This window comes from Bacillus sp. Au-Bac7, from assembly GCF_021341655.1.
Classification (GTDB): Bacteria; Bacillota; Bacilli; order Bacillales; family Cytobacillaceae; genus Niallia.
This window is the reverse complement of sequence record NZ_JAJTTG010000004.1, coordinates 224,114-243,776: the sequence shown is the minus strand read 5'-3', so window position 1 is coordinate 243,776 and position 19,663 is coordinate 224,114. Positions and strand designations below refer to the sequence as shown.

Below are 19,663 nucleotides of genomic sequence, written 5' to 3'. Positions count from 1 at the left end.
CAAATCAAAACAAAAGAAAAAGCTTGCTGAACTCTCAACAAGCTATTCCTCCTTACTTATTAACTTCTGTACGTTAAATACCTTTCATACCATAAATCAATAAAATCTGGTGCAAAGGGACCTTTTCTTTGGCGTATCCACTGAATCAATTGATTAACATGCGATTTCAAGATACGGTCAATCGCATCTGGATACTTCATTTCCGCACGGTGACGCTCATACTCGTCCTCATCAAGGAGGTTGAAAGTCATATCTGGAAAAATTTTAATATCCAAATCATAATCAATATACTTCACTGCTTCTCCATCATAAATAAATGGCGAACTAAGGTTACAATAATAATGGATTCCGTCTTCCCTTATCATTCCAATTACATTAAACCAGTATTGGGAATGAAAATAGCATATTGCCGGTTCACGGGTGACCCATGTTCTGCCGTCTGATTCTGTAACAATTGTCCGATCGTTACCGCCTATTATTAAATTTTGCGTCCCTTTAAGTATCGTTGTTTCGTCCCAGATTCGATGGATGTGCCCATTATGTTTGTAGCTATGAATTTGTATTGGTTCACCCTCGATAGGTACGCCCATTATTCTCCCCTACTTTCATTTTGCGGACGCTTTGCAACCTACTTACATTTAAATATTCTAATTCCCAATCAAGGCAACAAAGAACAATTCCTCTTTTTTCTATTATTATAACGGTTAATAGAAAAATTTAAAACAAAAGAACCATTGAAATTGCAGAAGGGATAAGAAATATTTAATGTTACCTATCAAATGGAGCTTAAATTCATTTCGTTTTGCTGGTAAACCTTGATAACTTTTTCTGTCTGCATTTCAAATATTCGCTGAATCTCTTTCAGCTCCATCTCCATATTCAGGATCTCAACCTGCACTTCCTTCAGCTCTGTTTCCTTTTGCAATTGCTGCAATTGTGCCTCTATTTCCTCACACCGCTCCAGCTCACTTTGCAAGTACAGCAGCTTTTCCATAATCTTCATCTGTTCTCCTACTAATCCATTGAACACGTTCATGAACATACACATCCTAATTCATATTTTTAGCAAGGATTTAATTACCTCTCATTTTAAAAAAGATATTCTACTATTCCCTCTTCACTGCTGACTTTTAAATTTTGGTGTTTTTTTTGCTCTGTTGATTATTTCCACTTCAAGTCCCTATTTCCTTTGACTACTTCTGTAGACTAACAAGAGGTTTTGTCGAACTTTCCATTAGGAGTATACGAGGATTTTTTTAGGAGAAATAAGAGAAGACACTTTCCTCTAAGAAAAGTGCCTTCATCTTTTAGCTATAATTATGAGTTTTTAGATTTGTTTTGCTCTGCTTGAGCGTTTTGTCTTTTTACTTCTTGTACGTCAGTTTCGCTAGCGAATTCTGTACCGAATTGTTGACCAGAAGTTACTGAAGCGTTTTGTTGTTTTACTTCTTGGATGTTAGTACCAGTTTGTGTGCTACCTGCTTTTTTAGCCATTACTATCACCTCCACGAATATAATTTGTCCCGGATGCAGAAGTTCTATCCATTATTTTTTTAATTTCAATAAAATCCATATAAAAAAGCACGAGATTAACTCGTGCTTTAAATTCTACTAAGACCCTAATTAAGCTGTTAAATCTTTTGCAATTATTCCATAGTAAAGCTGTTAACCTGGGGGGCTATTGAAACTTAGCTGGAAAACAATCGCAAGCGAAAATGGAAGCTTATATCTTAATATTAATATTTGTAGGACTGTCCGCCGTCAATTGGAATAACAGTCGCATTGATGAAGTTAGCTTGATCAGACAGCAGGAATGCAACTAAGTAGCCAACTTCCTCTGGTTTTCCGAAACGCTTCATTGGGTTTGGTTCAACAAATTGTTTGCCGACCTCTTCCCAGTTGTCTGGGTCGATTTGCTTTAATGATCCTTCTACCATTGGTGTCATAATTGCACCTGGCGCGATCGCTTTAATGCTGACTCCATATTGGCCGTACTCAATTCCTGAGTTGCGAGTTAAGCCGACAACGCCGTGTTTGCTTGCTGCATAGCCGGATTGGTTTCCAACACCGCGGATTCCACCTACAGATGCAGTATTAACAACAGACCCAAAGCCTTGTTCTCTCATAACTTTCAATACGTATTTCAAGCCATAAAATACACCATTTAAGTTTATGCTAACGACTTTTTGGAACTCGTCTAGACCGAAATCTTCCGTAAGATCCTGTTTACCTTCAATACCAGCATTATTGAAAAAGCTGTCAATTTTGCCGAATTTAGCAACCGTTTCGTTTACATAGCTTTCAACTGCCTTCTCATCGGCTACATTTGCTGTAATAAGCAAAACTTCTGCTTCTGGTGTTGTTGCAAGCACTTGTTTTTTTGTTTCTTCTAAAGAAGCAGTATTTAAATCCACAAGGGACAGCTTAGCTCCTTCTTTCGCAATTTGCAGAGCGGAAGCCTGTCCTAAGCCAGAGCCAGCGCCTGTAATTAACACAACTTTGCCATCAAAACGATTTTCCATCGTCCTCTTCCCCCTTTTCATGTTTAAGCCGTAATTGAATTATTGTGCAGTATAACCGCCGTCTACTATCAAGCTGTTCCCTGTCATATAAGAAGAATCATCAGAAGCTAGGAACAAGACAGCTTTTGCCATTTCTTCTGCTTTGCCGAGACGTTTTACAGGTGTTGCTGCAGCGAGTGCTAATTTGCTTTCTTCTGGAATGATTGGTGTATCAATAAATCCAGGGCAAAGCGCATTTACACGTATATTTTGTTCAGCATATTCTAATGCAAGAGAGCGAGTTAAGTTAACAACGCCACCTTTTGCCGCATTATAGGCAGCAGAACCTGGTGAACCAACCCATCCGTACATGGAAGCTGTATTGACGATCGTGCCTCCTCCAGCTTTCAACATTTCGCGGATAGCTTCACGTGCCACTAAGAAAACACCATCTAAATCTACATTTACTGTTTGGCGCCATTCGGAATAGTCCAATTCATGTGAAGGCTGAACACGGCCAATACCTGCATTGTTGAAAACAATATCAACTTTGCCAAATGCATCTATCGTTTGCTTGAAGATATTAGCAACCTCATCTTCACTTGTAATATTAGCTTTAACGAACAGAGCTCCAGCGTTAAGCGCTTTCAATTCTGACTCGAAGGCCTTTCCTTTTTCTTCATTTAGGTCTACAAGCACAACTTTAGCACCTTCTGAGACAAATAAACGTGCTGTTGCTGCGCCAATACCAGACGCGCCGCCTGTGATTACTGCAACCTTATCTTGTAATTTTCCCATTGTAAATCCCCCTAAAAAATATGCTTACATATTCCTATAAAAAGTACTAGACTATTTGATGAATATGCTTAATTACAAATTAAATTTTACTCTTTTGTTCACAATTAACAATCATTAAGATATCATTAAGTGACTATTAGTTAGACACTTGCGATAAATCTGTCTATTTTCAGGGAGGTTTTTTTCATGGATCAAGAACATCCGGCAACAAATCGGCAAAACCGGACGAGAGAACATCTGAAGCAAGCATTAATAGAACTTATAAAAGAAAAAGGCTATCACGCTGTCACAGTTAAAAACATTGTGGACCATGCCTCCTATAACCGCAGCACTTTTTACATTCACTACCCTGATAAAATAGAACTGGCAGAAGATTTGCTTGTTTCAAAGCTGGAAGGTTTAGAAGCAGCAGTCGGCAAACCATACATGCATGGCCATAAATTTTATACAGAAAAGCTTAATCCGCAGTCTTTCAGTATTGTTGCTTACATATACAAAAACCGTAATTTTTTTGAGCTGATAAAGTATGAAGATACATTACCAGGATTACATACTAACTTCCCGCAGACTATTTTGAAAATCTATAAAGAGCAATTCATCTTTGATACAATTAACCATATCCCTGTTAACATGGATTATTTTAAACGCTATACGGCTTACGGCTTCTACGGGCTAATATTAAATTGGATTCGGGACGGCTTCAAGGAATCACAAGAAGAATTCATCAAAGAAGTAATTGAACTGACCAAGACTCATATTCAATCGTTTGAGTTTATTGGCAAATTAGCTCATAAACATTAGAAAGGACCGGAAGCCCCAGTCCTTTTCCTTATACTAATAAAGAGATTCCTCCATCGACAATAATTGTCTGCCCTCTTATCATACTTGCATCATCGCTAACTAAAAACATGACAGCATTCACCATATCATCTATTTCTACAATTCTGCCTGCAGGCGTTCTTTCTGCAGAATGATTTAACAGCTCTTCCCTGTTTGGGAATGACTTTAATGCCTCTGTATCAATCGCTCCACCAGAAACAGCATTAACTACAATATTCATTGGTGACAGTTCAACAGCTAAATACCTTGTCAATGCCTCCATTGCCGCCTTGCTCACACCTACTGTTGTATAGTTCTCTAAATATCGGATGGATCCTAATGAGCTGATGCTGACAATTTTCCCGCCGTCTTCCATTAGCCTTGCTGCCTCTTGCGCACAAAACAGCAGCGCCTTGCTGTTTATATTCATCGTCCAATCCCAATGTGATTCCTCAAGCTCCATAATTGGTCTCAGTACTCCAGATGCGGCATTGTTAATAAATACATCCAGTCTGCCAAATTCCTCCTTTATTTCAGTAAACATCGCTTTAATCTTGTCCACATCGCCGACATTCGCCCTTACTATAAGAGCCTTTCTGCCGAGTGCTCTGATTTCCTCTGCCGTTTCCTCTGCAGCCTTTTTGCTTCTTGCATAATTTATAACGATATCATAACCAGCTGCTGCGAGCTTCAGTGCTGTTGCTTTTCCAATCCCTCTAGAACTGCCTGTAATTAAAGCTACTTTATTTTCCATCTTTTTTACCAATCCCTTCCGTCATTATTTCGCTTCACATTTTACCTGTTCCATGCATAGTTCGCAATCAACAACAACACAATACTTATAGATAATAAGGGAAAGAAGGTGCTTATATGTATGTCGGCAGAGATATGACTGAACTGGCAATGATTGATAAATCTGAATGGAAAGACAGCGAACTCGCCTACTTTCATCATTCCTTGCAGCAAATGACCCAATACTTGAATGTGGAAGGTGTCTCTATCCATAGAAAAATTATCGAGGAAATCGAAAATCGCGGCGGGCTGAAAAGGCAGGAAGCCGATTGGACCCATGGCACAGAAGTCAGCTATGATTAAAATAAAAAATGCCTCTCCCAAAATAAGGGACAGGCATTTTTATTCTGCTTCAGGGATAAATTTGAGCATTTTCTGATGTGATACCGGAAAAGGATATGGTTCAATTTCCTTGGCATTCACTCTTTTTAATGTGTTTGTTTCTTCTTCAAGCTTGATAAGCTTCCCTTTATATACCGTAATCTGCCAGATAAGGTGTGAGAAAACATGTTCAATCCTTGTGATGCTTTCCTCCACTTCAATAGTTGCTCCATATCTGCTCAACATCTCTGCCTTTAACTGCTCTGCTTCACTTGTAAGTGTCTGCACTATTTCCATATTAGGAAACTCCCAAAGGTTGGCAAGCAATCCTTTATCTGGGCGTTTGTGAATTAAGGTTCTGCCATTTTCATCTGCTAATATGACTGCAGCTAGCTGAACTGTCTTCTGTTTTTTACTCTTTGTCTTTACTGGTAATTCACCTTGTGTGCCATCCATAAAAGCCTGGCAGTGCTCACGGACAGGACATAATAGACAGGAAGGAGATGTTGGTGTGCAAATAAGTGCTCCTAGCTCCATCAATGCTTGGTTAAAATAGGACGGATTTTCATGAGATATTAACATCCTCACAGCTTCCTCAAAGGTTTTTCGTGTTTTTGGCTTAGCGATATCTTCCCATATCGACAGAATTCTCGATAAAACCCTCATCACATTTCCATCTACGGCTGGTTCTGGTACACCGTAGGCAATGCTGAGAATCGCACCGGCAGTATATGGGCCCACTCCGCGCAATGTTGCTATTTCTGCTGGAGTATTCGGAACAACACCACCATACTTTTCTCGTACTTCCTTCACAGCACTATGTAAGTTCCTAGCACGAGAATAATATCCAAGTCCTTCCCAAGCCTTGAGCACTTTCTCCTCTTCTGCATCTGACAATGCATTAATGGACGGAAACAGTTCAATAAACCGGTTAAAATATGGAATAACAGTATCCACCTTCGTCTGCTGAAGCATGATTTCTGAAACCCAAACCTTATATGGATCCTTGTCCTTGCGCCAAGGAAGGTCACGCTGTTCTGCTATGAACCAATTAAGTAAGTCATCTCTAAATTGCTGTATGTCCAATTGGCTTTTTCCTTCTTCTTTCACTTTTACCCTCCACCATGTTAATATTTTGTGAAATGGGGAATAACATAAAATGTGTTCTTCTAACCCATTTTGGGCTTTTATGAAAACAATCCCAATGATAAGGTATAGATAATGTTTCTCTTTCACAAAGTAAACAGAGATAATTTTTTCAGTTAGTCTAAAATCAAAGTGTATCTTTACTGATAAAAAAAATAAAGCTATTTTTTATAGAAATTATTAGAGCATTATCCATTAATTGCTTATGCAAAATCAGGGAGGTAATTTATTTTTGGATACTGGGACACATGTAGTAATGGGATTAGCGCTAGGAGGCTTGGCGACTCTTGATCCAGCAGTTGCAGGAAGCCATGCGACAACAATAAGCGTGATGATTGCAACATTAGCCGGTTCTCAAGCTCCTGATGTCGATACTATATTAAAACTAAGAAATAACGCAGTATATATTCGTAATCACAGAGGTATAACTCATTCAGTTCCTGCTGTGGTACTATGGCCGCTAATAATTGTAGCTGTTTTATATCCGTTTTTTCCTGAAGCTAACTTGCTCCATTTATGGATGTGGACATTTATTGCCGTGTTCCTCCATGTATTCGTCGACATTTTCAATGCATATGGGACACAAGCTTTAAGACCATTTTCTTCTAAATGGGTAGCACTCGGTTTCATCAATACATTTGATCCAATTATTTTTGCTTTGCACGTAGTTGGTCTGTTTATTTGGGCTTTCGGAGCACCACCTGGATATACTTTCCTCGTGTTATATATCGTGTTGTTTTTTTACTATATACTCCGCTATCTGGCCCAAAGAAGGGTGAAGCATAAAGTAAAAGAAGTCATACCTGATGCAAACACTATCATCCTGTCTCCAACGATGAGATATGGCCATTGGCGTGTCGCCGTAATGACAGATGAGTATTTTTATGTCGGCAGAGCACATAACTATAAAATTGAAATTTATGACCAATTTAAGCGGATTGCCATTCCATCCACACCTGTGCTGGAAGCAGCAAAAACAGACAGCAACCTGTCTGCTTTCCTTTCCTTCTCCCCAGTATATCGCTGGGAAGTTACAGAGCTAGAGGATCAATATCAGGTCCGATTTATTGATTTGCGCTACCGCAGCAATGGGCATTATCCATTTGTCGCTGTCGTCCATCTCGATACAAATCTGAACATCATTTCCTCGTACACAGGCTGGATATTTAGTGAAGAGAAGCTTCAGAAGAAACTTGACATAATAACAAACTAATCTGCTTGCACAAAAAATCCAGCATCTGCTGGATTTTTTTAATGGAAGCTTCGCTTATTTTCAGCAAGAAAGTCTTTATACTTCGGATTTTCCGCTACAAATTCATGGAGATTTGGACCATAATTTTCTATCCATTGGCTTACAACCTTCTCCGTCATTTCTGCTCCTTTATAATCTCTTCCCGCCTTAGCATATGTTGTTTCAAAATCCTCCCACAGCAGCTCTACCCATGTCTGTGCCTGAATAACTGTTATACTTTCATTTATCTCAAGCAATCTGTCCACAAGTTTTTTTTGATAATCATACATGAAAACTACCTTCTTTCCTTATAATTAACGCTTATAGTTTGTTTAACTGATACAAATACTATTGATGTGCAAGTATATATTATGAACTATAAAGGAGGAACAGCCCAATGGTTAAAGGGGTAGATAATATAAATGAGAACAAATTTGAAGGTGAGCCAAGAGCAAAACCAGAGTATGCATCTAAGAGAGCAGATGGCACAATTAATACCCATCCGCAAGAAAGAATGAATGCCTCATCACATAGACATAAACAATAAGAAGAAATTGGCATAAGAACGGTTGCCCGCTCTTATGCCTCTTATTTTTTCAATAAGGAGATGGGGATGCCTTCTTCTTGCCCTTCACCATTATCTCGCGTGCCCCACGCAAAAATACCATTCATATAATTAATCGTGAAATGCACGCCAGGATCTCCCTCAATTTCATACACTTCACCTTGTTTAAATTGATTCGGGTCGAGCAAATATGCTTTTGCCATTACGATTTTCCGTTCGAGCACGGCAAATTCATTGACGATGCCCAGTTGTTCTGCTTTTTTGGCCTTATCATTTAACTGGGCGATTTCAGACCGTAATTCATATTCAGACATCAAGCTGTACCTTTTCGTTTGCAATTGCTTCAGTTCCCCCTTCTCCTTCTATCTTGCTTTATTTTATATGACAAAAATGCTTTCAGCAAAAAAAATGAACTAGCGTGTTACGTGTTAATCTTCAAAGCTCTCCAATTCGTCCAGATATTTTTGAATTAACTCAATGGAAAAGCCTTTTCTGTATAAAAACTGCTTCATCTTCTGTTTAAATTCATAGCCTGTATATGCGGAAAATTTACGCTGAGCTTTTTCGCCGTGAACGCGTAATGCAGCTAGCTCATCTTCTTCACCTGTCTCGTCTAAGGAAAGCTTTACTTCCTTAATAACCGAACCTGGATAACCCTTTCTAGTCAAAGTCTGCTCTACCTTTTGCTTGGCCATTTTAAAGGAATTCTTCTTATTGCTGCTTAAAGCCTTGGCAGCAATTTTTTCGGCGTTTGCGAGCATAACATCAAAAGGAAGCTCCACTAACGCTTTGCTAATTAATTCATCTCCCAGTCCCTTTTCTCTTAATTCTCTTCTAATTAGTTCAGGACCCTTATCTGAAGTGTTTTTTTGTGTTCGTACATAGGAATAAGCATAATCCTCATCATCCAGAAACTTCATTTCGTAGAGCTTGCGAATGACTTCTGCGATGACTGTGTCTTCCTCGATTTTCGTGCGCAAATGTGTTCGGACCTCTGCTTCTGTTCTCTTCATCCTTGTCAAATATCTAACAGCTGTATGATAGCCTTTACGGATTTCATCACTGTACTGTATTTGATTTAATAAAAGAGGATCAAGTTCCATCCCTTTGCGGAGCTGATACTTCACTAGGATTGATTCATCAACACTGAATGCATACTCTTCCTTGCCGGCTTTTTCCGTAAAAAGATTATATCGGTCGCTTAAATTTTTCTGCCTCGTAATTTTACTGATTTTCATCCCATTTTTCCCCCTTTCTCTATAAGTCGTCTGGCTAGGATTCAAATACATGTCAATATTATAATAAAAAAGAAAATATTTAGGGAGGATTACACAATGAATTTCCTGATTGCTGGCGGAACCGGCTTGATCGGTAATGCTCTAATAAAGAGTTTAACGCAAAAAGGTCATGCTATCTATTGTTTGACTAGAAGCAAAAATCGGGAGAACAGCGGACAATTATTTTTTGTTAACTGGGATGATGCATTAACAAGCTCTTCTGCTGAACTTCCTGCACCTATCGATATTGTTATTAATCTTGCTGGTGAATCACTAAACAGCGGCCGCTGGACATCTGAACGAAAAGAAAGAATCGTCAAAAGCCGGGTAAAGTCAACAGACAGACTTCTATCTATCATCAGAGAGCTTCCAAACAGACCAAAGCTTTGGATGAACGCCAGTGCAATCGGTGTTTATGGAACTTCCTTAAGCATGAAATTTACAGAAGAGTCCAGTCTAGGCAATGATTTTCTTGCAGATACTGTAAAACAGTGGGAAGCACATGCTGCTCATGCAACAGAGCAGGACATCAGAACGGTTTTTTGTCGATTCGGTCTTGTGCTCTCAGAAAAAGGGGGAGCTCTTCCGAAACTGCTTCTTCCCTATAAATTATTTGCCGGCGGAAATTTAGGGAGTGGAAACCAGTGGGCATCTTGGATACATATTAAAGATGTTGTTGCCGCAATGGAGTTTATTATAAATAATAATTCTATTTCAGGTCCAGTTAATTTCACAGCACCAGCTCCAGTTAAGATGAGTATTCTAGGTAAAGCGATAGGCAGACAGCTCGGCCGTCCGCATTGGCTGCCAGTTCCAGCTCCTTTTCTTAAGCTGGCATTAGGAGAAATGAGTGTGCTAGTTGCAGAAGGGCAGCATGTTTTTCCCTCTGTCTTGACTAAACATGGCTATACCTTTACATATGAGACGATAGATTCTGCCATCGCCAGCCTCTGCTGATGTATCTTTCCAACAAGAATGGAGACAATAACATTATCTTCATTTAGAAAGGATGTCAGCAATGGATAAGAAAAAAGCATTCAAAGGGAAACCAAAGCTTTCCAGCATGCAAGAGGTCACATATCAGCATGAATTTAAAATGGCGGATAGAGCTGCAAGCAGACAATCCGACCAAGGAAAACAGTAAGTCAATAAATACATTACATGGTAAAGCTGGGGATAACTTTCTAACTTATGAAAGCATTTTCATTTTTTATGCTTACATATCCCAACTTATCCACAAATCCACTAGGATAACCACATTAAAACTGTGGATATTGTGAATAAATCTGTGGAATACCACTCTCCTATAGTTTTCGCATGTGTATAAGTAAGTGAATAAGTACGCTCTTTTTCCACAGGGTCTAAACATGAAAAATCCACTAGCAATTGCTGGTGGATTTCGTTTTCTTAAATAATTAGTATAATTGCAGTAAATTTAAATGAATATATTAAATACTTCTGCCAGCAGATATCTCTTCCTGAAGCATTCTCAGTTTATCTTGATAGTAACAGTACTTTTGGAAATAGAGATTTCTATCTAAACCTAATGCCGCTTTATTTGATTTTTGTGAGTACTTGTTGATAAGCCTTGCATAATATCGCATTTTTAGTGTTTGGATAATGGCATCCACTGGTATTCCTCCCAAGTATTTTTTGTTCTCTATAAAGAACCTATAAGCAAAAAAATATTACCTTTACAGACAATTTCTTTATAAAGAACAAATGTTGTTTGTTATAAAGTGTTAATAAATTAATAATACGTCGATATGTTCGTTATGTCAATAACTTTTGTTTCTTATAAAGAACCGTTTGTTATTTTGAAAAAAACCCCAGTTTAACCGAGGTTTTTCTTGCCTTACATATGCACAATTTTTGTGTAGAAAGCATTATCTTTTAACACTATTTCCTTTTCTAAATAGCTTGATTTAATACCAAAGTGAGGCTGAAAATATTTAATTGCCTTTCTTCCCTCTATTAAAAGCTTTATTGCCCTGTATGGCATATTAATTCCTGCTAAGCAGCTGTAATGAAGGCCGCCTGACATTCTTGGATTGATTTCAAGCAGCTTCGGTATACCGTTTTGATATTTCACTTGGATATTATAGATAAACGGGATTTTAAGGGCTTCATTTATTTCTTTTGCCAGCTTTAAGAGCAATGGATTGTCCTCCAGCTCCCTGAGCCTGCCTTTTCCCTTTTTTCTTGGGATAGCAGCCATCAATTTACCTTCATACGACAGACAGTCAATGCTGTACTCATATCCATCTAAATATTCTAGCACCATCAAAGGCGGAAAGGATTCCTGCTGCTTCAATATTTGATACGCTGAATCCAAGGATATATTAGCACTAATCCCTTGATAGAAAAGCTCATCAATGGAATCAAGCTTTTCCTGAATAACTCTGAAGCCGTTCCCTCCCTCTCCAATAACAGGTTTAAAGCAGACTTTATGACCTTTTTCTTTTAATGTAAAATATGCTTTCTTGAATTCCTCAGCAGTGTTAACAATCTCATAATCAGGTATGTTCACCGCGGTTTTAAGTACCGGATGCTCACTCATCAGCTTATATGTAGCTTCCTTATCATCAAGAACCTCCATCAGTGAAGAATCAGGACATACAAGAACCTTTACGCCAAGCTCCTCAAACTTGTGGAGATTTTTTGAAATAAGTACATTCTCTTTTCGTGGAACAAATATATTTATGCGATGAATTTTGCAAAAGCGCAAACAAAATTCAATATAATCTTCCCCGCTAATATCTGGTTCGATAAATGCTGCATCACAGTAGCTTAAATATAATGCATGCTCATTAATGGAGGTGCCATACACCTCAAAATCATTTCCGTCAGCATTGTATTTGATCATGTCAATAAAGTGAGCAGCTGTTGTGAACCAATGATTAAACCATATTTTTTTCTTCATTTCTCTATCCTTTCCATAATACAAACATTGCAATTATCTCTCTCAAACTACTAGTATGCTCATGATTTTTTTATTTATACGCTAGACTAAGAAGGCTTGATATTACGCCTTTTCTACACTGCTGTACGTTTGAATTTTCTCTCTATTTGCATTTTAGAAGCTTCTTTATTAGTGAGTGGGCTTACAATTTGCTATAATATATTTAAATCTTTTAAAGGAGACTTGTTCATGACAAATTCAAAGAAGTTTATAGGATATGTAGGTACATATACAAAGTCAACTAGTAAAGGAATTTATTCCTTCGTGCTTGATACAGAGGAAAAGAAAATTTCGAATGTAGAACTGGCTGCAGAATTAGAGAACCCGACATACGCAACAATTTCTAAAGATAATAAGTTCCTATATGCTGTAGGTAAGGAAGGCTCACTTGGAGGAGTTGCCGCTTATAGTGTTGACCCTACTACTGGAAAGCTTGAATTCATTAACAAGCAGTTCACTGAAGGCGCTTCCCCTTGTCATGTTAGCGTAGATGAAAACAAAAGCTATACACTTACTGGAAATTACCATAAAGGAACAGTCGAGGCATACCCACTAAATACTGATGGAGCTGTTCAAGAATTGGCTGCAAAAGTTGAGCATACAGGCACTGGTCCAAATACAGCGAGACAAGAAAAGCCGCATATGCACTTCACAGGCTTTACACCAGATGAGCGTTTTGTCGTTTCTGTTGACCTTGGTATCGATAAAGTTGAAACTTATAAGCTGACAGACGGCCAATTGGAAACAGTTTGCAGCCTATCAGTTAAACCTGGAAGCGGACCAAGACATATTGCATTCCACCCGAATGGCAAATTCGCTTATGTGATGACTGAATTAAGCAATGAAGTTATCACATTATCTTATAACAGCGAAACAGGCGAATTGAAAGATTTGCAATATATCTCTGCATTGCCGATCGACTTTACTGAAAACAGCCAAGGTAGCGCAATTCACCTATCATCTGACGGCAAGTTTGTCTATGCTGGAAACCGCGGCCATAACTCTATTGCCCTTTTTAGCGTTAACAGCGAAACAGGAACATTGACTTTTATCGAGCATACTTCAACAGAAGGAAACTGGCCTCGTGATTTTGTGCTTGATCCAACTGAAAAGTTCATCGTAGCTTCAAATGAGCAATCGGACACACTTACATTGTTTGAAAGAGATGAAGCAACAGGCAAGCTGACATTGCTTCAATCAGAAATTCATGCTCCAGAACCAGTTTGTGTAAAATTCTTGAACTATTAATGCAGTAAAAAACCAAAAGAGATTTCAATCTCTTTTGGTTTTTTTTACGCTAAGTATGCTTCTTGAACTTGTTTGTTAGAAATAAGTTCCTCCCCATATCCTTCCAGAACAATTCCCCCGGTCTGAATGACATAACCTCTATTTGCGATTTGCAGTGCCTGAAAAGCGTTTTGCTCTACCAATAAAATCGTCATTCCGTCTCGGTTAAGCTCCTTAATAATTTCAAAAATCTGTTCAACAATAATAGGCGCAAGACCCATGGATGGTTCATCAAGCATCAGCAGCTCTGGCTGCATCATTAAGGCACGGCCAATTGCGAGCATTTGCTGCTCACCGCCGCTCATCGTTCCTCCTTTCTGGTCTATCCGCTCTTTCAGTCTCGGAAAATACTCAAACACTTTTTTTATTCTTGTTTCAATCAGTGACTTATCCTTTACAGCAAAGGCGCCAATAAGCAGGTTTTCCTTCACTGTCAGCTTAGGAAATATCCTTCTTCCCTCTGGAACTTGGGAAATTCCTAATATCGCACTTTTGTGTGCAGCAATGTTAGTAATCATCTTTTCCTTGTAAATAATGCTTCCTCTTTTGACAGGTACCTGCCCGCTGATTGACTTTAATGTCGTAGATTTTCCAGCCCCATTGCTGCCGATTAATGTAATAATTTCTCCATAGTTTACATGGAGACTGATGCCCTTTAATGCTTGGATGCCTCCATAAGATGCCTCTACCTCGACTAATTCTAATATTTTATCCATGTTAATTCCCCCCTTATGCAAGTGATACGGCACCTTTTCCTAAGTATGCTTCAATTACTTTCGGATTGGATCTGATATCCTCAGGCCTACCTTCAGCAATCTTTTCTCCATGGTCTAAAACGATGATATGATTAGAAATTTCCATAACAAGCTTCATATCATGTTCAATCAGAATGATAGTCAAGTCGAGCTTTGCGCATATATCCTGGATTAAATCAGTTAAGAGGGCCGTCTCTTTTGGATTCATGCCTGCAGCTGGTTCATCTAAAAGCAGTACACTTGGATTTGTTGCAAGGGCGCGGGCAATCTCCAGCCTTCTTTGCGCACCATAAGACAGATTTCCGGCACTTTCATTCACTGCATCTGCAAGGCCGACATATTCAAGCAGTCTGTATGCCTCCCTTTTAGCTTCCTCCTCCTCCTGTCTTGCACTCGGCAGCTGCAGTAAAGTGCCGATAATATTTCCCTTAATTCGGTTATGCATCCCAATAAGAACATTCTCTAGCACTGTTATCTCACTGAAAAGGCGGATGTTTTGAAATGTCCTTGAAATTCCGTGCTTGGCAACAACATGCGGCTTTAAACCGGCAATTTGCTTACCGTTCAACATAATTGAACCTTTTGTCGGCTTGTAGACTCCTGTTATCATATTAAAAAAAGTTGTTTTGCCTGCCCCATTTGGACCGATAACTGCTGTAATTGTATTCTTTTCCACCGCCATATCAATATTAGCATTCGCAATTAAGCCGCCGAATGTTTTCGTCAAGCCTGTCACCTCAAGAATATTCATTTATATATCCCTCCTTGCGACTGGTATTTTTGATTCCAGGTTTGTGTCTACCTTTTCCGGAGATTTCAGTTTGTTTACATCAAACCGGATGTTTTTTGCTGGAATCAGCCCTTGCGGACGGTATAGTGTCATAACTACAAGCAATATTCCAAAGATAAAACGCTGCATTTTAACAGGCGATAATGCATCAGGAATAGTAACAACTTGGCTGAGCCAGCCTGTAATTTCTGTCAGTACTTGCAAATTAAGAATAGTGACAACTGCTGCTCCTAAAATAACACCAGGCACACTGCCCATCCCACCAAGGATGACCATCACCAGAATGGTTGTCGATTCCAGATATGTGAAGCTTGTCGGATCAATAAACATCTGTTTTGCGGCAAAAACAACACCCATCATTCCTGAAAAGGAGGCTCCAATCGCAAATGCAGTCAGCTTTGTTTTTACAAGGGGGATCCCCATCGCCTGTGCGGCAATCTCATTTTCTCTGACTGCTTTCCATGACCGTCCCAGCTTCGTATGCTCTAGTTTTGTCACAGCGTAAATGACAAAAAGAAACATTACTAGAACAACATAATAATATTGATTAGGAAAGATAAGAGTCATACCAAATATTTCCGGCGGGCTGATGCTGGCAAGACCCATTGCTCCGTTCGTTATATTGACAGGCTTATCAAGGTTATTAAAGACAATCCGGATGATTTCTCCAAAGCCTAATGTGACAATTGCTAAATAATCACCTTTCACACGAAGAACTGGTATTCCTAATAAGACACCAAACAATGCGGCCACAAACAAGCCAATAATAATAAATATCCAAAAGCTGTTACCTGAAAGAGGATATTCACCGAACGGCATGAAGTTAGAAGCCTGTACTGTCGCAAATATCCCATATGTATAAGCACCAACTGCAAAAAATGCAACAAATCCTAGGTCAAGGAGACCAGCTAGACCAACGACAATATTTAAACCAAGGGCCATGCATACATAAATCCCGACCATTGTTGCTACTTCCATATAAGATTGGTATGTTGGTCCCTGACTTGCCGCATATGGAAGGATGAAACCTAAGATAACTAATCCTGCTGCCCATTTCCACTTATTGCCGAAGTTCATGAAATAGAGAATTAGCAATGAAAGCAGCAAAAGCAAAAAAGCTGTGACAGATTTCTGGGCAAGATAAAGGCTTGCACTTGTTACAGATACATAGAAGAAAAAGAGAATGCCTTGGGCAAGTTTGCTTGTTTTTAATGTGGTCATGAAATTTGCCATTTTACCCACCTACACTTTCTCGGCTACGGCTTTGCCAAATAAGCCTTCTGGTTTAAATATCAACACAATGATCAGTATGGCAAATGCTGCAACATCCTTGTATTCTGCACCTAATATTCCATCTGTAATGACCGACAGGTTTGCGGCTGTAAACATTTCAATTAGACCAATAAGCAATCCCCCTACCATTGCACCGCGAATATTGCCAATCCCGCCAAGTACTGCTGCAGTAAAAGCCTTCAAGCCTAAAATGAATCCAATATAAGGATCAATCGTCCCATATTGGACAGCAAATAGTACTCCTGTCGCACCGCCTAATGCAGATCCGACAAAAAAGGTGACAGAAATAACTTTATTCACATTGATAGACATGAGTGATGCAGTGTCCCTGTCCTGGGCGACAGCTCGCATTGCCATCCCCCATTTAGTTTTGTTAACAAAGAAGTCAAGACCAACCATTAAAATAACAGCAACAATAATAACAACAAGAAAAGAGGTTTTGAAGCTCGCATTGTTAGCACCTAAAAGGGAGCCCACTTGATGCTGCCCTGAGAATAAGGAAGGAGTGTTCAGGATATAGTTGCCTTTGTACAGCTCTGTGATAAAACGGACAATATCCTGCAAAAGAAAGGAAATACCGATTGCGGATATCAAGGCAATCAATTTGGGAGCCTTCCTTAACGGACGGTAAGCAACTCTTTCCATTCCCATCCCCATTAATCCCGTAATCAAGCTTGTGATGACAAGCATAATAATTAAAGACAAGACCGCCGGAAGCATGGAGGTCCAGCCAAGGCTTGTCAATACAATCAGCACTGCTGTTCCGACAAATGCTCCTGTCATGAAAATTTCGCCATGAGCAAAGTTAATCAGTTCTAAAATCCCGTAAACCATCGTATAGCCTAAAGCGATAACGGCATAAACCGCTCCTAAAGCAAGACCGTCAATTAAAACTTGCGGCAATGTTTGCAACACTTCTGTCAGCATATTCTTCCCCACACTTTTATAGTTTTTTTATTGAAAGATAAGGGCAGTCCCCTATGTAGTAATTGAAACGAAAAAGGGTATGAACACTCATACCCTTTTTCTAAAAATATGCCGTCCTTTTCTAGAAGATTGGCACATCTTTTAAAAGAATTTGCAAGGCTTATTGAGAGATCTCACCGTCTAATGTTGCCGGGTAAGAAGCTTCATCAAATTTATAAATGAATATTTTAGCGTACTTGTTATCTCCTTTTTCATCAAAGCCTACCTCTGTTACAACACCTTTATAATCCTGTGTTCCGCGTACTGCCTCTGTCACTGCCTCTCGTGTAGGCATTTTGCCGTCATTTTCTTCAATGGCTTTTTCAATGCCTGCAAGCAAAACCCCGGCACTGTCATAAGCATATGCTGAATATGATTCAATTGATTTATTAAAGGCTGCTTTATAGTCGTCCGCAAACTTTGTGCCTTCTTCTGTTTTTGTCGTATCGCCTGCAACAGATGTCAGGAATGTGTTTTTGACAGCGTCACCGGCAATTTCAACAAATGCAGATGAATCAAGGCCGTCTCCACCCATAAATGGAATATCTAGGCCTTTTTCACGAGCTTGCTTTACAAGGATGCCACCCTCGGCATACAGCCCTCCATAATAAATCATGTCCGGCTGTTTAGAAGTAACTTGATTTAGAACTCCATTGAAGTCCTTCTCCCCGACCGTGATTCCCTCAAATCCTACAATTTCAGCTCCCATCTCCTCTGCAGCACCTCTAAAGGCCTCAGCCAATCCTGAGCCATAAGCGGTTTTGTCTTGAATAATAAATATTTTCTTTGCTCCTAATGTGTTTATCGCATATTCAGCACCAGCTGGGCCTTGGAAGTCATCACGGGCAACTACTCGGCTGACTGTCTCCAAGTTACGGTCCGTAAAATCTGTTGCTGTACTTGCAGGAGAAATACTGATAAGTTTATTATTTTCATACACTTCAGATGCTGGGATGGACACACCTGAATTTAAATGGCCGACAACACCTAGCACCGCTTGGTCTGCTGCTACCAGCTGAGCATTAGCCACCCCTTTTTTCGGATCGCCTTGGTCATCTTGTGCCTCCAGCTTCAGCTCGAAGCCCAAATCAGCGAATTTGTCCTGTTGCTGATCGATTGCCAATTGTGCTCCCAGCTTGATCGCTTCCCCTAATGTGGCACTTCCGCCAGATAGAGGTGATTGTGTAACAATCTTAATTACCTGTTTTCCTCCATCACTGTCTCCTGAGGAGTCAGAGCTGGAAGAAGCACATCCACTTAAAAACCCAAGTGCTAAAGTAGCTGTCATTGCGATTGATAATGCCTTTTTGGATAACATAGTTCTCCTCCTATTTGCTATGTACTTTTTTAAAGCGGTATTGCAAACAGATAACCTCTTCTGGCAGATGTGCCATCATTAGCTATACTTATGTAAGGATTATAATCTCGGATGAAACAAGTGTCTTTCATATTGTCAGATAATCTAACGGCATATTTTCAAAATTTTTTTATTTCCAGACATATGTTTTATTTCTCGAAATAACTGGTCTTTTCTTTACTTCTTTCCATTTAATAAAACAAGCTTCCCATTGTGCTTATCAACATTGTTAAACACAAAAAAACAGAAGGCTTATTTCGCCTTCTGTTTTTCATTTAAATCCACGGAGCATCTGTTTTAACCACTTTCGCAAATGCTTTGCTGTGCTCTCTTCTGTCTTTTCTTACTCTAACCCGCTGTTCTGCTGTATTAAAAAGCATATGCTCTTCCTCAGATTGAGGAACTACCTGTGGAATCCTTGTTGGCTTTCCTTCCTCATCAAGAGCTACAAATGTCAAAAATGACGTTGCGGCAAGCTTGCGTTCACCTGTTTTTAAATTTTCTGCCACCACTTTCACAAATACCTCCATTGAGGATTTGCCTGTATGTGTGACATAAGACTCAAGGCAAACCGAATCAGTCGGCCTTATCGGAATTAAAAAATCAACGGAATCGGTGGAAGCTGTAACGACATTGCTTCTAGAATGTCTTGAAGCACTAATTGATGCTACATCGTCAATATAGCTCATCAGCTTTCCGCCAAATAAAGAATTATGATTATTTGTATCAATCGGAAAGATTCTGCTTGTCTTTACTACTAATGAATCTTTGCAAAATTTCTCTTTGGGCATATTCAACATGCT

Annotated in this window: 25 protein-coding genes; 7 read left to right on the top strand and 18 right to left on the bottom strand. The window is 39.3% G+C overall.

What is annotated here, in order from left to right:
* Nucleotides 1-59: 59 nt before the first annotated feature.
* The 5 genes from ntdP to LXM54_RS16815 form a co-directional block, all read right to left on the bottom strand.
* Entirely contained in the window at nucleotides 60-590 is a 531-nt protein-coding gene (ntdP, locus tag LXM54_RS16835; protein ID WP_233316393.1) for a nucleoside tri-diphosphate phosphatase, read from the bottom strand.
* Between the two features lie 185 nt (nucleotides 591-775).
* On the bottom strand, nucleotides 776-1,036 hold the full coding sequence (locus LXM54_RS16830; protein ID WP_233316392.1) for a YgaB family protein: 261 nt from the start codon (nucleotides 1,034-1,036) through the stop codon (nucleotides 776-778).
* Nucleotides 1,037-1,317: 281 nt separating this feature from the next.
* Nucleotides 1,318-1,494: a gamma-type small acid-soluble spore protein gene (locus LXM54_RS16825; RefSeq protein WP_233316391.1), complete on the bottom strand. Its 177-nt coding sequence runs from the start codon at nucleotides 1,492-1,494 to the stop codon at nucleotides 1,318-1,320.
* Between the two features lie 242 nt (nucleotides 1,495-1,736).
* A complete protein-coding gene (locus LXM54_RS16820; RefSeq protein ID WP_233316390.1) occupies nucleotides 1,737-2,522 on the bottom strand; it encodes an SDR family oxidoreductase in 786 nt (261 codons plus the stop codon).
* A 39-nt stretch (nucleotides 2,523-2,561) separates the two neighbouring features.
* Nucleotides 2,562-3,299: an SDR family NAD(P)-dependent oxidoreductase gene (locus LXM54_RS16815; RefSeq protein WP_233316389.1), complete on the bottom strand. Its 738-nt coding sequence runs from the start codon at nucleotides 3,297-3,299 to the stop codon at nucleotides 2,562-2,564.
* A gap of 186 nt (nucleotides 3,300-3,485) precedes the next feature.
* Between LXM54_RS16815 and LXM54_RS16810 the strand changes: the two genes are divergently transcribed.
* Complete coding sequence (locus LXM54_RS16810; RefSeq protein WP_233316388.1) at nucleotides 3,486-4,100, top strand: TetR/AcrR family transcriptional regulator; 615 nt, start codon at nucleotides 3,486-3,488, stop codon at nucleotides 4,098-4,100.
* A gap of 28 nt (nucleotides 4,101-4,128) precedes the next feature.
* On the opposite strand, the gene fabL is transcribed toward LXM54_RS16810, so the two are convergent.
* Nucleotides 4,129-4,872 (bottom strand): enoyl-[acyl-carrier-protein] reductase FabL, encoded by a 744-nt coding sequence (gene fabL, locus LXM54_RS16805; protein ID WP_233316387.1) that lies wholly within the window; start codon nucleotides 4,870-4,872, stop codon nucleotides 4,129-4,131.
* Between the two features lie 116 nt (nucleotides 4,873-4,988).
* On the opposite strand from fabL, the gene LXM54_RS16800 reads away from it, so the two are divergent.
* The gene (locus tag LXM54_RS16800) at nucleotides 4,989-5,213 is read left to right on the top strand and encodes a hypothetical protein (protein WP_233316386.1); all 225 of its coding nucleotides are present in this window, start codon (nucleotides 4,989-4,991) and stop codon (nucleotides 5,211-5,213) included.
* A gap of 39 nt (nucleotides 5,214-5,252) precedes the next feature.
* Here LXM54_RS16800 and mutY read toward each other — a convergent pair whose 3' ends face one another.
* Nucleotides 5,253-6,341 carry an A/G-specific adenine glycosylase gene (mutY, locus tag LXM54_RS16795; protein WP_233316385.1) on the bottom strand — a complete coding sequence of 363 codons (1,089 nt, stop codon included), beginning with the start codon at nucleotides 6,339-6,341 and terminating at the stop codon, nucleotides 5,253-5,255.
* Between the two features lie 268 nt (nucleotides 6,342-6,609).
* Between mutY and LXM54_RS16790 the strand changes: the two genes are divergently transcribed.
* Nucleotides 6,610-7,590 carry a metal-dependent hydrolase gene (locus tag LXM54_RS16790; RefSeq protein WP_233316384.1) on the top strand — a complete coding sequence of 327 codons (981 nt, stop codon included), beginning with the start codon at nucleotides 6,610-6,612 and terminating at the stop codon, nucleotides 7,588-7,590.
* 38 nt (nucleotides 7,591-7,628) lie between these two features.
* Here LXM54_RS16790 and LXM54_RS16785 read toward each other — a convergent pair whose 3' ends face one another.
* Complete coding sequence (locus LXM54_RS16785; RefSeq protein ID WP_233316383.1) at nucleotides 7,629-7,898, bottom strand: YfhJ family protein; 270 nt, start codon at nucleotides 7,896-7,898, stop codon at nucleotides 7,629-7,631.
* A gap of 107 nt (nucleotides 7,899-8,005) precedes the next feature.
* Between LXM54_RS16785 and LXM54_RS16780 the strand changes: the two genes are divergently transcribed.
* Nucleotides 8,006-8,155 carry a small, acid-soluble spore protein K gene (locus tag LXM54_RS16780; protein WP_233316382.1) on the top strand — a complete coding sequence of 50 codons (150 nt, stop codon included), beginning with the start codon at nucleotides 8,006-8,008 and terminating at the stop codon, nucleotides 8,153-8,155.
* Nucleotides 8,156-8,196: 41 nt separating this feature from the next.
* On the opposite strand, the gene LXM54_RS16775 is transcribed toward LXM54_RS16780, so the two are convergent.
* Nucleotides 8,197-8,511 carry a YfhH family protein gene (locus tag LXM54_RS16775; RefSeq protein WP_233316381.1) on the bottom strand — a complete coding sequence of 105 codons (315 nt, stop codon included), beginning with the start codon at nucleotides 8,509-8,511 and terminating at the stop codon, nucleotides 8,197-8,199.
* 90 nt (nucleotides 8,512-8,601) lie between these two features.
* Nucleotides 8,602-9,411, bottom strand: coding sequence for a recombination regulator RecX (recX, locus tag LXM54_RS16770; RefSeq protein ID WP_233316380.1), 810 nt, complete (start codon nucleotides 9,409-9,411; stop codon nucleotides 8,602-8,604).
* Between the two features lie 96 nt (nucleotides 9,412-9,507).
* On the opposite strand from recX, the gene LXM54_RS16765 reads away from it, so the two are divergent.
* Complete coding sequence (locus LXM54_RS16765) at nucleotides 9,508-10,407, top strand: TIGR01777 family oxidoreductase (protein WP_233316379.1); 900 nt, start codon at nucleotides 9,508-9,510, stop codon at nucleotides 10,405-10,407.
* A 61-nt stretch (nucleotides 10,408-10,468) separates the two neighbouring features.
* Nucleotides 10,469-10,594 (top strand): YfhE family protein, encoded by a 126-nt coding sequence (locus LXM54_RS16760; protein ID WP_233316378.1) that lies wholly within the window; start codon nucleotides 10,469-10,471, stop codon nucleotides 10,592-10,594.
* Nucleotides 10,595-10,898: 304 nt separating this feature from the next.
* On the opposite strand, the gene LXM54_RS16755 is transcribed toward LXM54_RS16760, so the two are convergent.
* Together LXM54_RS16755 and LXM54_RS16750 are read right to left on the bottom strand one after the other, a co-directional pair.
* Complete coding sequence (locus LXM54_RS16755) at nucleotides 10,899-11,081, bottom strand: hypothetical protein (RefSeq protein WP_233316377.1); 183 nt, start codon at nucleotides 11,079-11,081, stop codon at nucleotides 10,899-10,901.
* Between the two features lie 224 nt (nucleotides 11,082-11,305).
* Nucleotides 11,306-12,373: an ATP-grasp domain-containing protein gene (locus LXM54_RS16750; RefSeq protein ID WP_233316376.1), complete on the bottom strand. Its 1,068-nt coding sequence runs from the start codon at nucleotides 12,371-12,373 to the stop codon at nucleotides 11,306-11,308.
* A 228-nt stretch (nucleotides 12,374-12,601) separates the two neighbouring features.
* Here LXM54_RS16750 and LXM54_RS16745 point away from each other — a divergent pair, with 228 nt between their 5' ends.
* Entirely contained in the window at nucleotides 12,602-13,660 is a 1,059-nt protein-coding gene (locus LXM54_RS16745) for a lactonase family protein (RefSeq protein ID WP_233316375.1), read from the top strand.
* Nucleotides 13,661-13,704: 44 nt separating this feature from the next.
* Here the strand turns inward: LXM54_RS16745 and LXM54_RS16740 are convergent, their stop codons facing one another.
* From LXM54_RS16740 to LXM54_RS16715, 6 genes are all read right to left on the bottom strand, one after another.
* Nucleotides 13,705-14,415, bottom strand: coding sequence for an ABC transporter ATP-binding protein (locus tag LXM54_RS16740; RefSeq protein ID WP_233316374.1), 711 nt, complete (start codon nucleotides 14,413-14,415; stop codon nucleotides 13,705-13,707).
* A 13-nt stretch (nucleotides 14,416-14,428) separates the two neighbouring features.
* A complete protein-coding gene (locus LXM54_RS16735; protein WP_233316373.1) occupies nucleotides 14,429-15,205 on the bottom strand; it encodes an ABC transporter ATP-binding protein in 777 nt (258 codons plus the stop codon).
* The gene (locus tag LXM54_RS16730; protein ID WP_233316372.1) at nucleotides 15,206-16,477 is read right to left on the bottom strand and encodes a branched-chain amino acid ABC transporter permease; all 1,272 of its coding nucleotides are present in this window, start codon (nucleotides 16,475-16,477) and stop codon (nucleotides 15,206-15,208) included.
* A gap of 9 nt (nucleotides 16,478-16,486) precedes the next feature.
* Entirely contained in the window at nucleotides 16,487-17,464 is a 978-nt protein-coding gene (locus tag LXM54_RS16725) for a branched-chain amino acid ABC transporter permease (RefSeq protein WP_233316371.1), read from the bottom strand.
* 160 nt (nucleotides 17,465-17,624) lie between these two features.
* Nucleotides 17,625-18,821, bottom strand: a complete 1,197-nt coding sequence (locus LXM54_RS16720) for a branched-chain amino acid ABC transporter substrate-binding protein (protein WP_233316370.1) — start codon at nucleotides 18,819-18,821, stop codon at nucleotides 17,625-17,627.
* Nucleotides 18,822-19,135: 314 nt separating this feature from the next.
* Nucleotides 19,136-19,660: an acyl-CoA thioesterase gene (locus LXM54_RS16715; RefSeq protein WP_233316369.1), complete on the bottom strand. Its 525-nt coding sequence runs from the start codon at nucleotides 19,658-19,660 to the stop codon at nucleotides 19,136-19,138.
* Nucleotides 19,661-19,663 lie beyond the last annotated feature (3 nt).